The organism is Sodaliphilus pleomorphus (genome assembly GCF_009676955.1).
Taxonomy (GTDB): domain Bacteria; phylum Bacteroidota; class Bacteroidia; order Bacteroidales; family Muribaculaceae; genus Sodaliphilus; species Sodaliphilus pleomorphus.
This window is the reverse complement of the sequence record NZ_CP045696.1, coordinates 3,325,455-3,340,670: the sequence shown is the minus strand read 5'-3', so window position 1 is coordinate 3,340,670 and position 15,216 is coordinate 3,325,455. Positions and strand designations below refer to the sequence as shown.

General features: G+C 47.8%; 14 protein-coding genes. 2 read left to right on the top strand and 12 right to left on the bottom strand.

Translation table 11 applies throughout. The features are described 5' to 3' along the window. Positions 1-314: 314 nt before the first annotated feature. Positions 315-1,268, bottom strand: coding sequence for an MlaD family protein (locus GF423_RS13995; RefSeq protein WP_262885017.1), 954 nt, complete (start codon positions 1,266-1,268; stop codon positions 315-317). Positions 1,269-1,500: 232 nt separating this feature from the next. Between GF423_RS13995 and GF423_RS13990 the strand changes: the two genes are divergently transcribed. After that, a complete protein-coding gene (locus GF423_RS13990; protein WP_154328939.1) occupies positions 1,501-2,268 on the top strand; it encodes a shikimate dehydrogenase family protein in 768 nt (255 codons plus the stop codon). Between the two features lie 48 nt (positions 2,269-2,316). Further along, positions 2,317-4,404 (top strand): ComEC/Rec2 family competence protein, encoded by a 2,088-nt coding sequence (locus GF423_RS13985; protein WP_206113295.1) that lies wholly within the window; start codon positions 2,317-2,319, stop codon positions 4,402-4,404. On the opposite strand, the gene GF423_RS13980 is transcribed toward GF423_RS13985, so the two are convergent. From GF423_RS13980 to GF423_RS13930, 11 genes are all read right to left on the bottom strand, one after another. Further along, positions 4,359-4,868, bottom strand: coding sequence for a C40 family peptidase (locus GF423_RS13980; protein ID WP_206113294.1), 510 nt, complete (start codon positions 4,866-4,868; stop codon positions 4,359-4,361). The genes GF423_RS13985 and GF423_RS13980 overlap by 46 nt on opposite strands. A 148-nt stretch (positions 4,869-5,016) precedes the next feature. Then, a complete protein-coding gene (locus GF423_RS13975; RefSeq protein WP_154328936.1) occupies positions 5,017-5,451 on the bottom strand; it encodes a DUF5606 family protein in 435 nt (144 codons plus the stop codon). 101 nt (positions 5,452-5,552) lie between these two features. Continuing rightward, positions 5,553-6,122: a dephospho-CoA kinase gene (coaE, locus tag GF423_RS13970; protein ID WP_154328935.1), complete on the bottom strand. Its 570-nt coding sequence runs from the start codon at positions 6,120-6,122 to the stop codon at positions 5,553-5,555. Between the two features lie 3 nt (positions 6,123-6,125). Beyond that, positions 6,126-7,118 carry a YbbR-like domain-containing protein gene (locus GF423_RS13965; RefSeq protein WP_154328934.1) on the bottom strand — a complete coding sequence of 331 codons (993 nt, stop codon included), beginning with the start codon at positions 7,116-7,118 and terminating at the stop codon, positions 6,126-6,128. Between the two features lie 30 nt (positions 7,119-7,148). Then, positions 7,149-7,481 (bottom strand): preprotein translocase subunit YajC, encoded by a 333-nt coding sequence (yajC, locus tag GF423_RS13960; RefSeq protein WP_154328933.1) that lies wholly within the window; start codon positions 7,479-7,481, stop codon positions 7,149-7,151. A gap of 30 nt (positions 7,482-7,511) precedes the next feature. Beyond that, positions 7,512-8,405 carry a transcription antitermination protein NusB gene (locus GF423_RS13955; RefSeq protein ID WP_206113292.1) on the bottom strand — a complete coding sequence of 298 codons (894 nt, stop codon included), beginning with the start codon at positions 8,403-8,405 and terminating at the stop codon, positions 7,512-7,514. A 107-nt stretch (positions 8,406-8,512) separates the two neighbouring features. Further along, positions 8,513-10,174: a DNA repair protein RecN gene (recN, locus tag GF423_RS13950; RefSeq protein WP_154328931.1), complete on the bottom strand. Its 1,662-nt coding sequence runs from the start codon at positions 10,172-10,174 to the stop codon at positions 8,513-8,515. A 6-nt stretch (positions 10,175-10,180) separates the two neighbouring features. Further along, complete coding sequence (porD, locus tag GF423_RS13945) at positions 10,181-11,101, bottom strand: type IX secretion system protein PorD (protein ID WP_154328930.1); 921 nt, start codon at positions 11,099-11,101, stop codon at positions 10,181-10,183. Positions 11,102-11,107: 6 nt separating this feature from the next. Further along, positions 11,108-11,872, bottom strand: a complete 765-nt coding sequence (locus GF423_RS13940) for a 3'-5' exonuclease (protein WP_154328929.1) — start codon at positions 11,870-11,872, stop codon at positions 11,108-11,110. 40 nt (positions 11,873-11,912) lie between these two features. Further along, positions 11,913-13,028 carry a DNA polymerase III subunit beta gene (dnaN, locus tag GF423_RS13935; RefSeq protein WP_154328928.1) on the bottom strand — a complete coding sequence of 372 codons (1,116 nt, stop codon included), beginning with the start codon at positions 13,026-13,028 and terminating at the stop codon, positions 11,913-11,915. Between the two features lie 142 nt (positions 13,029-13,170). Beyond that, the gene (locus GF423_RS13930; protein ID WP_235911722.1) at positions 13,171-15,141 is read right to left on the bottom strand and encodes a M13 family metallopeptidase; all 1,971 of its coding nucleotides are present in this window, start codon (positions 15,139-15,141) and stop codon (positions 13,171-13,173) included. Positions 15,142-15,216: the final 75 nt, after the last annotated feature.

Here is a 15,216-nt window from a genome sequence, read left to right as displayed (position 1 = left end):
ATGTGCAACTAAAATTTAATAAAAAAAAGACCAATAAAATTTGCTTTTTTAAATGCACTTCTTTCAATATTGATTTTCAACAATTTAATGTCACTTCACTCCTAAACCATTCTACGCCGAAAATGTGACAGTATTTAAGTGCCAATGACAAAGACATTTATGCGTGTTTTTGAAGATTGTTGCGACCAAACACCAATATAGCGAAAACTCCCAATTACTGATAAGGGCTTGATTTAGGCAATAACAGGACTAAAAAAGAAGGTGTTTATTTAGAATCAATCTAAACAAACACCCCTATTGTTTTTAATGAAAAATTAGAAAACCTTTATTGTTACGTACTTCTTGGGATTCTTCTTGATGTCCTCAAGCAATGCTTGCAAGCTGGCAACTGCTCCGCTGGCATTTTGATACAACTGGCGGTCGTGCATGAGCATTCCAATCGACGAGTTGGGGTCGTTGAGCTGGGCCGAGAGCCTCTGCACGTTGGCCAGCGTGCGGTTCACGCGAGCCAGTGTTGTGTCGAGGGGCATGTTCTTGAGTGATTGGGTGAGCTCGTTCAAGTTGCCCGACGTCTTTTGCAAGTCCTTGGCAAGGGCACCGGCATTGGTTACAGCCCCATTGGCATTGACAACCACACCGTTCACATTGTCGAGCAATTGCGGCATGCGTGAGTTGACCACGGCCAGCAACTGAGCGAGTTCAATCGAACTCCTGTTGAGCTCGGCTGTGATTTGGTCGAGCCGGGTGACCGATGCATAGAGTGCAGGGTTGGCCATGAGGGTATTGACGCTGCCCAGAATTGAGTCAACCTTTGGAAGCATGACTTCAACACTTGGCATCACCTTTGACGATACCTGGTCCATCAGTCCGCCGCCCACCGGCAGCGTGGGGATGGTTGAACCTGGCTCATAATAAGATTTAGCATCGCTCAGGTTCAGATTAAGAACCGAAGTGCCCAGCAGTGATGTGGCCAGTGAAATAGTGCTGCCCTTGGGAACTTTCAAATTCTTGTCGAAGCTCATCTCGACCACAATCTGATTTTTGTCATAGTCATAGTTGATGCTGCGTATTTGGCCCACCGTGTAGCCATTGACATTGACGGGTGAGGAGACTGCCAAATCTTCCACTTTGGCGAAACGGGCATAAAATGTTGTGTTTGACGAAAAGATATTGGATCCCTTCAGAAATTCAATGCCCCAATACAACAAGAAAAGGCTCACGAGCACCGTAGCCCCAATGTAAATATTACGCTTAGAAACTGATTTCATCATTTAAATCTTGATTGGTCAATACCAATTAATAAATAAATCTTTGGCAAAAGTACTAATAAAAAATTGATTGATATTGTTCCATAGTGATTTTATTGTAGTCAAATTGGCTGTAGTTGGTAGTCAAAAATTCTTATTGTCAAAAGAAATGTAAAAATAAATGCCTGCAATATAGATTTTTGTTGTAAATTTGCAAAAAGAGTATAAAGAAATCGAAAAATCACGACATTACATGGCAGCGCTCAACACAACAAAAAAACTTTATGGACTCATAGGCTATCCCCTGGCCCACTCGTTCTCGATGGATTACTTCAACCAGAAGTTCAAAGCCGAGCACATCGATGCCGAATATCTTAATTTTGAGATTGAAGACATTGGGCAATTGATGGAAGTCATCAGCGAGTATCCCAATCTCGACGGTCTCAATGTGACTGCGCCCTACAAGGAGCAAGTCATACCCTATCTGGACTCGATCGATGACGGGGCACGTAATATTGGTGCTGTAAATGTAATTAAATTTATAAGAAACGACAGAGAGAACGAGCTGAAACTGAGAGGATACAACAGCGATGTGATAGGTTTCGGCAAGTCGATTGAACCCTACATCGACGCTAAGCACCGGCAGGCCATGGTGCTCGGCTCAGGCGGCGCCTCAAAGGCGGTGAGCTATGCACTCAACAAGTTTGGCGTAGAGGTCATGCACGTGTCACGCAAGAAATCGGCCTCGACAGTGACCTATGAAGAACTCACCAAAGCCATGGTGCATGAGCACAAAATCATAGTCAACACTACCCCACTCGGTATGTTTCCCGACGTGGACAAGTGTCCCGATTTTCCTTATCGGTTTTTGACCAAAGAGCACTTGTGCTATGATCTCATCTACAACCCCGACGAGACTCTGTTTATGAAGCAATCGAAGGAACATGGCGCCGAAGTGAAAAATGGCCTTGAGATGCTCCTGCTTCAGGGCTTTGCTGCCTATGAGATTTGGACAAAATAGCGCCAATTTTTGTTTATGATGCTCTCCAGCGTGTTGTCGAGGTACCCTGTGGCAAGACTGCTTGTTCCGCTCATTGGAGGCATTCTCTTGGGAAATACCGTGGGCACACGCGTGCTGGCTGTTCCTTCCATCCTCATTGCTGCGGGCGCTGCATCCTACTTCGCCATGTGGGCAAGCAACAGGAGTGCTGCAGCCCGACTTGCAGTGAGGCCCTATTACATTGTTCCAATAGCGGTCTTGGCACTGGCTGTGGGATGTCTTGCCCAAATGCTCACCTATCCTGCCCCTTTGAATCTTGCCTGGGTCAACAGTCAAAAAATGGTTGTAGCATCTATCGACGACATCAAGTATAAAGACTTCTCGATGCAGTTGTCAGTGACTATTACTGCAAGCTCCAACGGGAAAAAATCTACACCTGTCGATGCAGTGGCGATGATAACAACCCAAGGGTGCAATTACCTGCTGGGCAGTGGCGACCTTGTAGCATTCAAGCCCAACCTGCAGCCTGTGAAAAATCTTGGGAATCCCGATGAAATTGACTATGCAAGCATGCTAAAACGTCAAGGCATTTACTACATGCAACATCTTCCTGCCAGCCGACTTGTAAAATACGGACACACCAGTACATTCTCTTCCTGGCTGGCCGAACAACAAAACAAAATATTGCACAGCATTTTCAACTCGCGTCTCAATGAGCCGTGTCAGCACATGGTGGCAGCATTGATACTTGGCAGCAAGGATCTTGTCGACAACGACACCCGCTGGCAGTATTCCAATGCCGGAGTCGCCCACATCTTAGCATTGAGTGGCCTGCACGTTGGTATTCTGTCAATCATTGTTTGGTGGATTCTCATGCCGCTCGACTACTTGCGGCTCAAGAAGCTGAGACTGGCGGTCACTATTGTGTGCATTGCAGCCTTCGGCGTTTTCACTGGACTGCCGCCATCGGTGATGCGAGCATCGATAATGATTGTCTTTGTGCTCGTCGCACACATCCTCTACAGGAAGTCGCTTCCAGTCAATGCCTTGCTGTCGTCGGCCTTGTTTATACTCATTTTTGATCCCAATGCATTGTTCAGCGTGGGATTTCAGCTCAGTTTCATCACGGTGTTAGCCATTTTGCTATATTCGACGCCTGCCAAGCCTGTGGGCAACAAGGCTTGGCAAGCGGTGAAGTCAACTTTGGCCACGTCGGCGATTGCGATGGCTTCGACTCTTGTATTGACTGCCTATTACTTCCATTCAATCTCAACCATGTCGATATTGTCCAATCTCCTCATTCTTCCCGTCTTCCCTGTGTTTATGGTTGTAGCAGCATTTTTTGTTATTTTCCTGGCATTAAGGGGCGAGATCACAGTGCTCGAAAGTGTTGTTGAAGGCCTCTACAAGTATATCAATTCGGTAGTGACCACAATTTCGAGTCTCCCACTGTCGCACATCGACGGCATCTACATCACAGGCATTGAGGTGATACTTTTCTATGCCATTCTTATCTTTGTTTCTCTTGCCGTGAAGACGCGACAGCGCAAGATTGCTGTCACCGTTGTTGTGCTACTGGCCGTCACCGTGAGCTACAAGTGCTGGATCAATTTATCCACTCCTGCGAGTGGAATGGTGATTTTCAATTCCTATGATTCTACTCCATTTTTCGCCTTCGAGAACAATTGCGGGTATCTGTGGATAGGCGATGACAGTGACATCGACGTTGCCGCCTTTGAGCATCAGCACATGGCATTTTTGGCTCACTACAATGTGACGCACGTGGCGGCCGTGAAAGGCACCACACGTCGTGCAAGCTTCTTCTTCAAGCCCCCCTATTGCTATATGGGCGGTAAGAGAATGGTAGCCATAGGTGCGGGCAAGTGGAAAAAAATCTCGGCAAGCAGGCGACTGGCTGTCGACTACATGGTGCTCACCAAGCAATGCCACGCGAGAATTGCCGACTTGCTTAAAATCTATAAGCCGCAATCGATAGTCATCTCGGGCGATGTTTACTCTCAGGAAGAAGCACGCATGAAACACGAGTGTGACTCTCTTGGCATAGGCTGCACTTCATTGCGCCAGTATGGAGCCCTGTACTGGTTGGGCAATCAACGGCACACTCTGCCAGCTGCCACCCAGTGCGCAGTCCAGTAGTTTTGATTCAGGTCGGCTACGACCACTCCCCGCGAGGAGGCGTGGGCAAACTTGTTTTCTTTTAAATAAAGACCCACATGATTGATAGTACCTGTGTTGGTGGCACGGGTGCAGAAGAAAACCAAATCGCCCTCGCTCAAGTCGCTTTTCTCGATTTCACGGCAATTCTGCTGGAATATTTTTGCCGAGTTGCGCTGTATATCCTTTCCATACACAGCTTTATACACCTCCATTACAAAGCCCGAGCAATCGGCTCCTGTCTTGCTGTGCCCGCCATAGAAATAGGGCACACCAAGCCAGCTTTTCACCTCACGATACAGCCGCTTGTTGTCGCCTGGACCGAGGGCGATAGTGAGGTTTTTCCATTCTTCTGGTATAGCTACTGCCGACGACTGTCCACCTCCACCCTTGGGACGCAGCGGCACGGCACCTTTTGTCACATGGCACGACACGAGCAATAGCATCAACAATAATGCTGTTGCTGAAACAAAGATATGTATAGAACGTCTCATGCCGTAATGACAAACAAAAATGTGCTAAAGAATGAACGCCTGAAGAGTTGCATCCCAATCTTTAGCACATTATTATTTCAGTAGTAAATAAATGAATTTTCTATTTGGCGTCCTGCCTGTCTTGGCTATCAGCCTCATTCTTCTCTTCCTCTTTGAAAGTGGTGTAGCCGGCGTTGACAAGAATATTGTACCAATTGATCACCTTCTTGATGTCGGTCTTGTAAACACGATCAACATCATAGTTGGGAAGAACACCCTTGAAGAACTCATCGAGAGCCTCGGCTGTCTTGTAATTGGCACTGTCGATGGCTTTGCCGTCATATTTTTCCAGAATAGACTGAAACACGTTGCTCAGCGGCACGTCATCGCCTGTGGTGTATATTGCAACATCTCCCAACGAGATGATTTTGTCACGTGAATGTGCTGGCTGGCGCTTGTGGTCGACAAGGCTCTCAACAATTACAAGATTCTTGCCGTAGCTGATCAATTTGTACAGGCCTGGCTTGCCTGAAATACATAATACTTCTTTCAACATAAAATCTATATTTTCTTATGATATTCCTTAAAGTAATTGCAAAGATAACGAAAATTTAACTTTATGTCATCACCATCTATATGCTTTGGCAAAAATATAGGTTACTTTAACAGTCTCATAACTTGAGGCAGCAAGGCTTCAATGCCGTCGTTGACAATGATATGTGTTTTTTCATTCACCCTGTCCTCGGCCGCTTGCGCCTCAATGCGGGCGAGCACTTCGGCCTCGGTGAGGCCATTACGTGCCATCACACGCTGCACCCTTGTGGTTAATGGTGCCGTCACCTTCCATATACTGTCGACAATATCACACAGCCTGCTCTCATAGAGCAAAGCTGTCTCGACAAAGGCATATCGCGACTGGCAGCGACCAGCCCACTGCCGCAAGTCGCAGCGCACAGCAGGATGGACAATGCCGTTCAAGCAAGATAAAGCCTCATTGTTTCCAAAAACGATTTGCGACAGTCGGGGCGCATTGAGTAGCCCGTTGTGATATATCTCAGGACCAAAACAGGCAACAAGCCGGGCCTTCACGTCGGCAGATTGATTCATAAGCCGGCGAGCTTGCGTGTCGGTATCATACACGGCATAGCCCATAACTTTCAAGATGCGCGACACAACACTCTTGCCACTGCCTATGCCTCCAGTTATAGCTATAAGTCTCGACGCCATGTCTTAGCGATTTTCGATGATGTATTCCACACTGTCGGTGAGCAGCTCCATGTTTCTATACACTCCTGGGTACTCACTGATGATGACAGGAGCCTTATTGGATTTTGACGACAGATTGATCGTGTTGTAATCGACAATTAGCTTTATGTCGTCGCGGTTAATCTTGTACATGCTCTTGGGCACCAGGTAGGATACATCGGCCGATGATGGGAAAATAACGAAATTCACATTTGGTGGCGTGTTGCGCACCGCGATGTTGATGCGCTTGTGTTTTTCAATGAGCTGCTCCACGGGCACCATAAGGCTCACGGTGCGCGGCTCAATCTTAGCACCTCGTATAGGAGCGATTGTCAGGTCACGACGCAAGGTATCGGTCAAGTCGGTTGCTTCGGCATGATAGGTATACACCTCGTTGATCTCGGCCAAGGTCTCGCGATCGGAATACACCATCACCGAGTCCTGGCTCAGCACCAAGGGACCATTGACTTCATACTGGAAATTCGTTTGGATATTCCAATCGGGCCTTATAGGCACTTTCTTGCCTGGCAAATTGGTAAATTTCAACGATATATCATCAGGAAGCAAGCTCACCACTATAGCCTCACGGTTGAGCTGTTTTTTTACCGCATTGCGCAGTTGCACTGCATTCATCTTGAAATAACCCGAGTTGTTCTCGGCAAAGTCGCTAAACTTCACTTTGATTTTAGGTGTCATGAAGAGCGAGTATTTCAAAAATGCCGACCCTTTGTCTCTCACTGTCACGTTGATGGACGACGGAGCATCGTCAATCATCGTCACCTCTTTGGGAATGCCGGTGATTTCAAATTGGAAAGTGACGTCTTGCTGCACATCCTTGTTGAGTGTAATAAAATACCAGAACATGGCCGAAATGACAACAAAAACCAAGTAGAGCAAAATCGAGCGTGAAGTCTCTGATTTTACTCTAAACTTGAACTTTCCTGAGAAAAGACCTGGCATGGCCTGTAACAATTTCACGCTATCCTGCTTGCTCGTCGTGCAGCAAGATTACTTTTTAGCGTCTTTTGCCTGGTTAAGATTTGCAGGCATGTTTTCCAAGCCTTGCTTGAGAACGGTGATTTTCACCCCGTCGGCAATTTCAAGCTCAACAGTGTCGGGCTTGATGGCCTTGATCTTGCCAATCACGCCTGTCTTGGTCATGACCTTGGCGCCAACAGTGAGGCTGTCGTAAAATGTGGCCTGGCGCTTTTTCTCCTTGCGCTGGCTGCTCCACGACATCCACATGAAGATGCCGAAAATGAGAATAAGCGGAAGCCACATCATCATGCCACCACCATCGGCACCGGCATTACCCTTCTGAAGTAAGATTAAGTCTAACATAATTTGATATTTTATGGTTGAATGATTTCTTTATTGTTTCACAATCTTCCCTTGCTCGCGCAGACTCTTGACTACAGCATTGAGAATGCCGTTCACAAATTGCCCACTGTGAGGTGTGCTGAAGTTTTTGGCCAACTCAATATACTCGTTCATCGTAACATTGACTGGTATGCTCGGGAAATTTTTGATTTCGGTGAGAGCTGTGCACATGATGATGCGATCCATGAGTGCTATGCGGCCACTGTCCCAACGCTCGCTGCGCACATACTTGTTGATGAGTTCGTCGTTTTCGGCTCTCTCTTGCACTGCCAGCGAAAACAGTTTCTCACCGAACTCGCTGTCTTCGTCGTCTTTGTATTTCGGAGAAATGGGCTCTTTGTCGCCCGCTTCGATACGGCGTATGGTTTTAAGCACAAATTGCCCCATGATGTCCAAGTCGTCGACACTCCAGTACACCGACATGTTCTCGATGTGTTCAAGCAAGTCGTCGTCGGGAAGAATAACCTTTTTCATAATCTGCAACCACACCTCGCAGTCGCTTGCAAAATCGGTCTTCTCCATAGCCATGTAGGTTTTATACTCCTCGCTGCCGGTAACCTTGAAGAGCAAGAGGCGCAGGAAGAGCTCGTCGTCGCGCCAGGTGATATTGTTGTCGTTCACAAAATCCTGCAACTTCTTGGAATTGCGAAGCCATTCAACAAGCTGGTTTTCAACAAAACGCATGTTGGGATTTAAATCCTCGTTAGAGGGCAGGAACTTGTGCTTGGCATCGTCGAGCTCGCGATCCTGCAAGTCGGTGAGGTCGATCATGAGCTGCAACAAGCTGTTGTAGAGCTCATAAGACTTGTCAAGACTTGCCTGCAACTCTTTTTTTGCTTTGGTAATTGTCTTGTCAGTCTTGGTGAGCTGATAAGAATAAAGCATTTGAACAACTTTGGTACGAATCAAAATACGATTAATCATATCATTTAATTTTTTGCAAAGTTACCGCAAAAGGACTTGTTTTCAAATTATCGGGCCAACAATTTCAGTCATTCACTCATTGCAACAAGCGATTTTGCATTGTCAATGGCAGCCTGATTCACGTCTTTGCCGCTCAGCATGCGTGCGATTTCAAGCACATGTTCTTCTCTGTTAAGCACTTGCACACTGGTATATGTGCCGTCGACGGCATCGGTCTTAAACACCTTCATGTGATGCATGCCATGGGCAGCCACTTGTGGCAGGTGGGTGATGGCAATAACCTGAATATGCTTGGCTATATCCCCCATCATGTCGCCTATGCGACTGGCTATATCCCCCGACACGCCGGTATCGACCTCGTCGAAGATGATAGTTGGCAAATTCATGATGCGGGCAATAATCGTCTTGATGCTAAGCATGAGACGTGAAATTTCTCCTCCCGATGCAGTTTCCTGCACAGGAAGCAAATCTTGGTTTTTGTTGAATGCGAAGAGAAACTCCACGGCATCGCACCCGCTGGGACCATAGCCAACAGGAATGAACTTGACATCAAACTTCAAGTTTTTCATGCCCAGCCCTTGAGCCAAGGGCAAAAGCTGACAAACGAAATCACTGGCTGCCTGCTTGCGCCGGGTGCTGAGTTGATGAGACAAAGAGGCAAGTTCTTTCTCCTGCACCTCGATATCATGTTTAAGTTGGCCGATGCGTTCGTCGCTATTGTCGATTTCTTCAATTTGCCTGCGATAGCGTGCCTCAATGTCGAGAAGCTCATCGACAGACTTCACATTGTGCTTGCGCTCAAGCGAGTAGATGGCATCAAGCCGTTGTGTCACCTGTTCCAGTTGTTCGGGGTCATCGTTCAGGTCGTCGTTCACGCTCATTACGGAGTGAGCTATGTCTTTGAGTTCAATCACTGCCGACTGCATGCGATCAGACAAGCCCGCGATTTCGCTCAAGTTGTTCTCGGTGTCGGCCAGGACTTGTGACAATGTCGACAGCTGTGAGATGATTGAATTTTCCTCACCGTCAAGCGCGGTTTCAACTTTCCACAGCGCTTCTTTTGAGTCGGTGACATTGCTTAGTTTCTTTTGCAGTTCCTCAAGTTCATCCTCTTCGCCTTTGTGCAATTTCAACTCGTCGAATTGATTGAGTTGGAAGCGCAAATAGTCCATTTCAGCTTTTCCCTTGTTGTAGGACTCTTGCTGGCTGCGAAGCATGGACTGCAATGCCTTGTAATGCGAATAGCGGGCACTATAAGTTTTCAACATCGATGCGTTTCCGGCAATGTTGTCGAGCACCGAGAGCTGGAACTGTGGCCGCGAAAGCAACATGTTGCTGTGTTGTGAATGAATGTCGACAAGATGCGAAGTGAGCTCACGCAGAACAGAAACTGTCACGGCCGTGTCGTTGACAAAAGCCCTTGAACGCCCGTTGACCCCTATTTCACGTCTCACTATGCACTCATGCTCATAGTAGTCGATATCGTTGTTGTCGAAGAACGCATTGAGTCGATAGTCCTTGATGTCGAAAGTGGCTTCAACAATGGTTTTGGCTTGTCTGTCTCTTATGGCGTGAGTATCGGCACGCTCACCCAGAATGAGCGATAGGGCACCCATGATGATTGACTTGCCAGCACCTGTCTCGCCTGTAATGATTGTCAAGCCGTCGTTAAATTCAATCTCGAGTTGATCGATGAGTGCATAATTGGCTATGTAAAGTCGAGTGAGCATTGCTGTTTAGTTGCTATTGTCCTCCTTTTTTATCTTGTTGAGGCGTTCGGTTTCGGTGGGATACAGAGGATACAGCATCTCGTAAACCGATTCTTTCTCGCTCATGTTGGCTTTAGAGTAAATGTTGCCCAGCTCATCGAGCTTAGCATCTTTAAACATCGACAGACACACCGACATCGATGCTACGTCATATATTTTCTTGAGCGTTTCAAGCGACTTGGTAATCACCGACCGTCCCTTTTCGGGGCTCACCACCATCACGTCGAGGCCGAGGCGATGATAATTGTAGAGCAGCTCTCTTATGCCCGACGTCTGCTTGTCGGTGAAAGCACTTAACACAGCCGAGCGGTTTTTGCTGTCTTCAAATTGTTTCCAGCCGGTTTCGCTCGTGCTCTGGGCCAGTCGCACGACCTCGGCAGCCTTCTCATAGTAGGCTGTTCCGCCGTTGAGCTCAAAGGTGTCGCAGTCCATAGCTATCACCATATAGGCCCAAAAGTTGAGTATGGCAGTCAAGTTGCTCTGCATCTCGGTTTCAGAGAACACCAGTGGCTCGTTCTCTTGATAGGTGAAACTCACCTTGGTGTCTTTGAAATTGATGACAGTTGTCGTGTAGGATGCGTTGTACACCGGCCTCGTCGACTGAATCTGCAGGTCGCCCGACATGGTGTTGGTGCCATCGTCATACTTGCTGATGGTGAAAAACAGCTTGCATTGTATTTTTTCATTGCCGGCTATTTGCATGTTGGTCCACTTGTTGGTGTTCATATACTCTGAGATGGCGTTTTTAAGCGTGTTGAACACGCTCTTATTGGCATTCGACACCTTATCGGCATTGATTTCAACCGTGCAGTCCAACTCCTGGGCAAGGCAAGCAACCTGGCCCGTCGTCACACACAACAATATCACTATCAGCAGCAGTCGCCTCATGGCATCCTATTTCAGTGTCAACTTTATCTTGGTGAGCTCTTTCTTGGTGTTCTGCGGGAAGTCGCCATGCATCATCCAGCCATAGTAGCCCGTGTCCTGCTGCAGCACATCGGCTACTGACCTGCCCTTGTACTTGCCAAAGTTAAACACAGGGACACCTTTCTCATTGTAGATCATGCGTCCTGCCAAGTCGACGTTGCGGTTTTGACTTGAGTAGGTAGAGAGCCATTCGACATTATTCTCCAGGTCGGGATACTTGTCGAGCTGAGCCTTGAGCACCTCATAGGTCGCCAGGGTGTCGCCATTGGCCGAGTGGGCAACATCGCCAAGCTCCTTACCACAGTAAAATTTATAGGCAGCTGCCAGGTTGCGCTGTTCCTTCTTGTGAAAGATGGTCTGCACATCAATAAATCGGCACTTTGAGAAGTCGAAGTCTACGCCGGCATTCAGGAATTCCTCCTCAAGCATGGGCACGTCAAAACGGTTGCTGTTGAACCCGGCCACGTCGCATCCTTCAAAAATGCGGGCAAGGTCTTTGGCAATTTGCTTGAACGTGGGGCAATCTTTCACGTCGTCATCGGTAATATGGTGGATGGCTGTGGATTGCTCTGGAATGTGCATGCCAGGATTGAGCCGGCGGGTTTTCTGCATTTCCTCGCCATTGGGCATCACCTTGATGAGCGATATCTCCACGATCTTGTCTTTGGTGATGTTGATGCCCGTTGTTTCAAGATCAAAAAAAATCAACGGTTTTTTTAAATTGAGTTGCATTGCCTGTTAGGTTAAAAAATTCAATCGACAATTATGTGTATTACAGCATCATCGGCATCAAGAGAATCAAGAGGTCCTCGTCATCGCCTTGCTCAGAGGGCAGGAAGATGCCAGCCTTTGACGAGTCGATGAGTTTCATCGTGATTTCCTGCGAGTTGAGATTGTTGAGCACATCGATGATATTCTCGTCGTTGAACCCAATGGCCATGGTGTCGCCATTGTAGTCGCAGCTCACTTTTTCTTCGGCCGAGGTGGAGTAGTCAACGTCTTGTGTCGACATGAATATTTCGTTGGGGCGAAGCTCAAGTTTCACAAGGCCGCTCGAGCTGGTGAAAACCGACACACGTCGCAGTGCATTGAGCAGCGACTGGCGGTCGACATTGATGTCGTACTGGCTTGACTGTGGTATCACCGAGTTGTAGTTAGGATAACGCCCGTTCACAAAGCGGCACGACAGGGTGTAGTCGACAGTTTCAAATGTTGCGCTCTTACTGTCGACTGTGATCTTTACATCGCCATCTTTCTTGTCGAGGATGCTGCTCAATATGCCAGCAGGCTTGGTGGGGAGGATAAACGACTGTTCAAGGCCTGTAGAAGTGTTGAGCTCACGATAGCGCACGAGCTTGTGGGTGTCGCTGGCCACAAACACTACCTCGTCGGGCTTGATATCCCAGTACACGCCCATCATCACAGGTCGCATGTCGTCGACCCCGACAGCAAAGATGGTGTGCTGAATGCCCTCAACCACTTTCTTGATAGGCAAAGTGAACACCTTGGGCTCCTCATCGCTCTCGGCCTTGGTGGGAAACTCGTTGCCATTTACACCGATGAAATTGAAATGGCCATTGAGATAGGTGATATTGATATCAAGATTTTCATCGTTGATTTCAAATGTCAAAGCAGTATCGGACAACGACTTGAGCATGTCGAGAAGTGTCTTCACATTCGCAGCGAACATACCGCTTCCTTCGGCATCCTGCACCTCAACACGCGATGTCAAGGTCGTCTCCTGGTCGCTGCCCGTGATGACAAGCATGTTGCCCTGTAGATTGAAAAGAAAATTGTCAAGAATTGAAAGTTTGTTCTTGGAATTGACCACTTTGCTCACTGCCGACAAATGCGACAGCAACAGTCTGCTTTGAATGTTGAACTTCATATCTTAAGTGTATTTTGTTTTTGTTCTCAATGATTTGTATATCCTATCAATCTACAAATTTACCAATTTTTTCCTATATAAACGCAAAAAAACGCCGTCGAATTTTGCCGACGGCGCTTTTTGCATTTCATTTTATGTTTTTTTACCAAATGATCACACGGTCTTCAGGCGCACGCCACATCTTGTCGCCCGCTTTGATGTTGAAAGCCTTGAAGAAGGCGTCCAAATTGCGAAGTGCCACATTCACACGGTTCTTGCCCAGCGAGTGTGGATCTACCTTGGTGCGACGCAATATTTCCTCTTTGGTAATATTGTTGGCCCACACATTGGCATAGCTCAAGAAAAAGCGTTGATCGGGAGTGAAACCGTCAATTTTTGTATTGCTTTCCCCCTCGTCAGTTTTTTTGAAAGCACTGTAGGCCACACGCAGGCCACCTTGATCGCCTATGTTCTCACCCATCGTAAACGTGCCATTGGCATGGACGGTGTCGGCTACAATCTCGGCACTGTATTGCTGACCAAGTTTTTTGGCAAGGGCGTCAAATGCCTCGGCGTCCTGTTTTGTCCACCAGTCGATCATGTTGCCATTTTGATCGAAGTGACGGCCTTGGTCGTCAAATCCGTGAGTCATCTCATGACCTATCACCACGCCTATTGCACCATAGTTGGATGCATCGTCGGCATTGGGATCGAAATAGGGTTTCTGCAGGATGCCTGCCGGGAAGCATATCTCGTTGGTCGACGGCTCATAGTAGGCGTTCACCGTCTGCGGTGTCATCTGCCAGCGTTCCTTGTCAACTGGCTTGCCAAATTGCGAGAGCTGGTGCTGTGCCTCAAATTGCTTGAGTGCCATTACATTGGTCCAGTAGCTCTGTGATGCATCAACAGTGGCCTTACTGTAGTCGCGCCACTTGTCGGGATAGCCTATCTTCACAGTATAGCTGTTGAGTTTTACGAGAGCATTCACCTTGGTTGCGGGACTCATCCATGTGAGGTGAGCGATGTGCTCACCCAGTGCGATGCGCAGATTGTCGACGAGTTTGGCCATTTTCTTTTTGCTTTCCTCGGGGAAATATTTTTCAACATAGAGTTGCCCCACAGCATCTCCAAGCAAATTGTTGGGCACACCCAGGGCTCGCTTCCAGCGGGGTTGCTGCACTTTTTTGCCCTGAAGAGCCTTGGAGTAGACGTCGAAGTTGGCCTGCACAAAATCGTCGCTCAAGTAAGGAGCTGCGGCATCGATGTAGCAAAATGCCAAGTAATCGCGCACTTTTTCTTCGCTTAACGAGCCCAGCAGTTCGTTCACCTTCGACATCGAGGCGGGCTCGGTCACGCACACTTCTTTCACCCCGTTCACACCCAGGGCCTTGAAATAGGCGTCCCAGTCAACGTTAGCGAAATCCTTTTTCAGCCGGTCGATGGTGTAAATATTGTAGAGCAAATCGTAGTTGCGAGATTGCTCGCGAGTGAGTGCTACTTGTGCAAGCTGGGTCTCAATGTCCAGCACGTTTTTGGCTGCTTTCTTGGCAGCGCCACCCTTGTAGCCCGACAGTTGCAGCACCTTCTGAATGTAGGCCACATAGGCTTGACGCACATTCTTGGTATTGGCGTCGTTCTCAAGATAGTAATCGCGGTCTCCCAGGTTCATTCCGCCGCCGAAGATATAGAAGCGGTTCAGGTTGGAGTCTTTGAAGTCGGCCATGACACCGCTTTGGAAGAAAGGCGCTGCCAGACCGTTTTGCAGCCAGGCAAGCAGTGTAGCATAGTCACCGCGCTTTGCCTTCTTAATTTTGCCAAGGTCTTGGGCTACGGGCATGTTCCCCTCCTTGTTGAGGCGCACACTGTCCATGCCAAGGTTGAAAATGTCGGCCACCTTCTTTGCGTTGGTGCCTTGAGCAAGAGGCGCCTTGCTCAGCCCCAGGATTAAGTTTTTCAACTGCTCTCGATTGTTCTCGGCCAACTGGTCGAAGGTACCAAATCGCGAGTATTGCGGATCGAGAGGATTGGCTTTCATCCAACCGCCGCAGGCATACTGGTAGAAATCTTCACCAGGCTTTGTGCTGGTGTCAAGATTGGCGGGATCCACTCCCTTAGCAAGACTTCCTGCTGTCATTGTCATTGTTGATAACAAGGCCAATGATAAAAATAGCTTTGTCGTTTTTTTCATTGACGTGAATTTAAAATTAAA

What these genes read in the sequence shown, in the direction of transcription:
- GF423_RS13975 (WP_154328936.1), bottom strand. Translation starts at nt 5,451, where the DNA reads ATGTTGAAAGAAGTATTATGTATTTCAGGCAAGCCAGGCCTGTACAAA.
- GF423_RS13980 (WP_206113294.1), bottom strand. Translation starts at nt 4,868, where the DNA reads ATGCTATTGCTCGTGTCGTGCCATGTGACAAAAGGTGCCGTGCCGCTG.
- coaE (WP_154328935.1), bottom strand. Translation starts at nt 6,122, where the DNA reads ATGGCGTCGAGACTTATAGCTATAACTGGAGGCATAGGCAGTGGCAAG.
- GF423_RS13990 (WP_154328939.1), top strand. Translation starts at nt 1,501, where the DNA reads ATGGCAGCGCTCAACACAACAAAAAAACTTTATGGACTCATAGGCTAT.
- GF423_RS13940 (WP_154328929.1), bottom strand. Translation starts at nt 11,872, where the DNA reads ATGCAACTCAATTTAAAAAAACCGTTGATTTTTTTTGATCTTGAAACA.
- GF423_RS13995 (WP_262885017.1), bottom strand. Translation starts at nt 1,268, where the DNA reads ATGAAATCAGTTTCTAAGCGTAATATTTACATTGGGGCTACGGTGCTC.
- recN (WP_154328931.1), bottom strand. Translation starts at nt 10,174, where the DNA reads ATGCTCACTCGACTTTACATAGCCAATTATGCACTCATCGATCAACTC.
- dnaN (WP_154328928.1), bottom strand. Translation starts at nt 13,028, where the DNA reads ATGAAGTTCAACATTCAAAGCAGACTGTTGCTGTCGCATTTGTCGGCA.
- GF423_RS13930 (WP_235911722.1), bottom strand. Translation starts at nt 15,141, where the DNA reads ATGACAGCAGGAAGTCTTGCTAAGGGAGTGGATCCCGCCAATCTTGAC.
- GF423_RS13955 (WP_206113292.1), bottom strand. Translation starts at nt 8,405, where the DNA reads ATGCTTTATTCTTATCAGCTCACCAAGACTGACAAGACAATTACCAAA.
- porD (WP_154328930.1), bottom strand. Translation starts at nt 11,101, where the DNA reads ATGAGGCGACTGCTGCTGATAGTGATATTGTTGTGTGTGACGACGGGC.
- yajC (WP_154328933.1), bottom strand. Translation starts at nt 7,481, where the DNA reads ATGTTAGACTTAATCTTACTTCAGAAGGGTAATGCCGGTGCCGATGGT.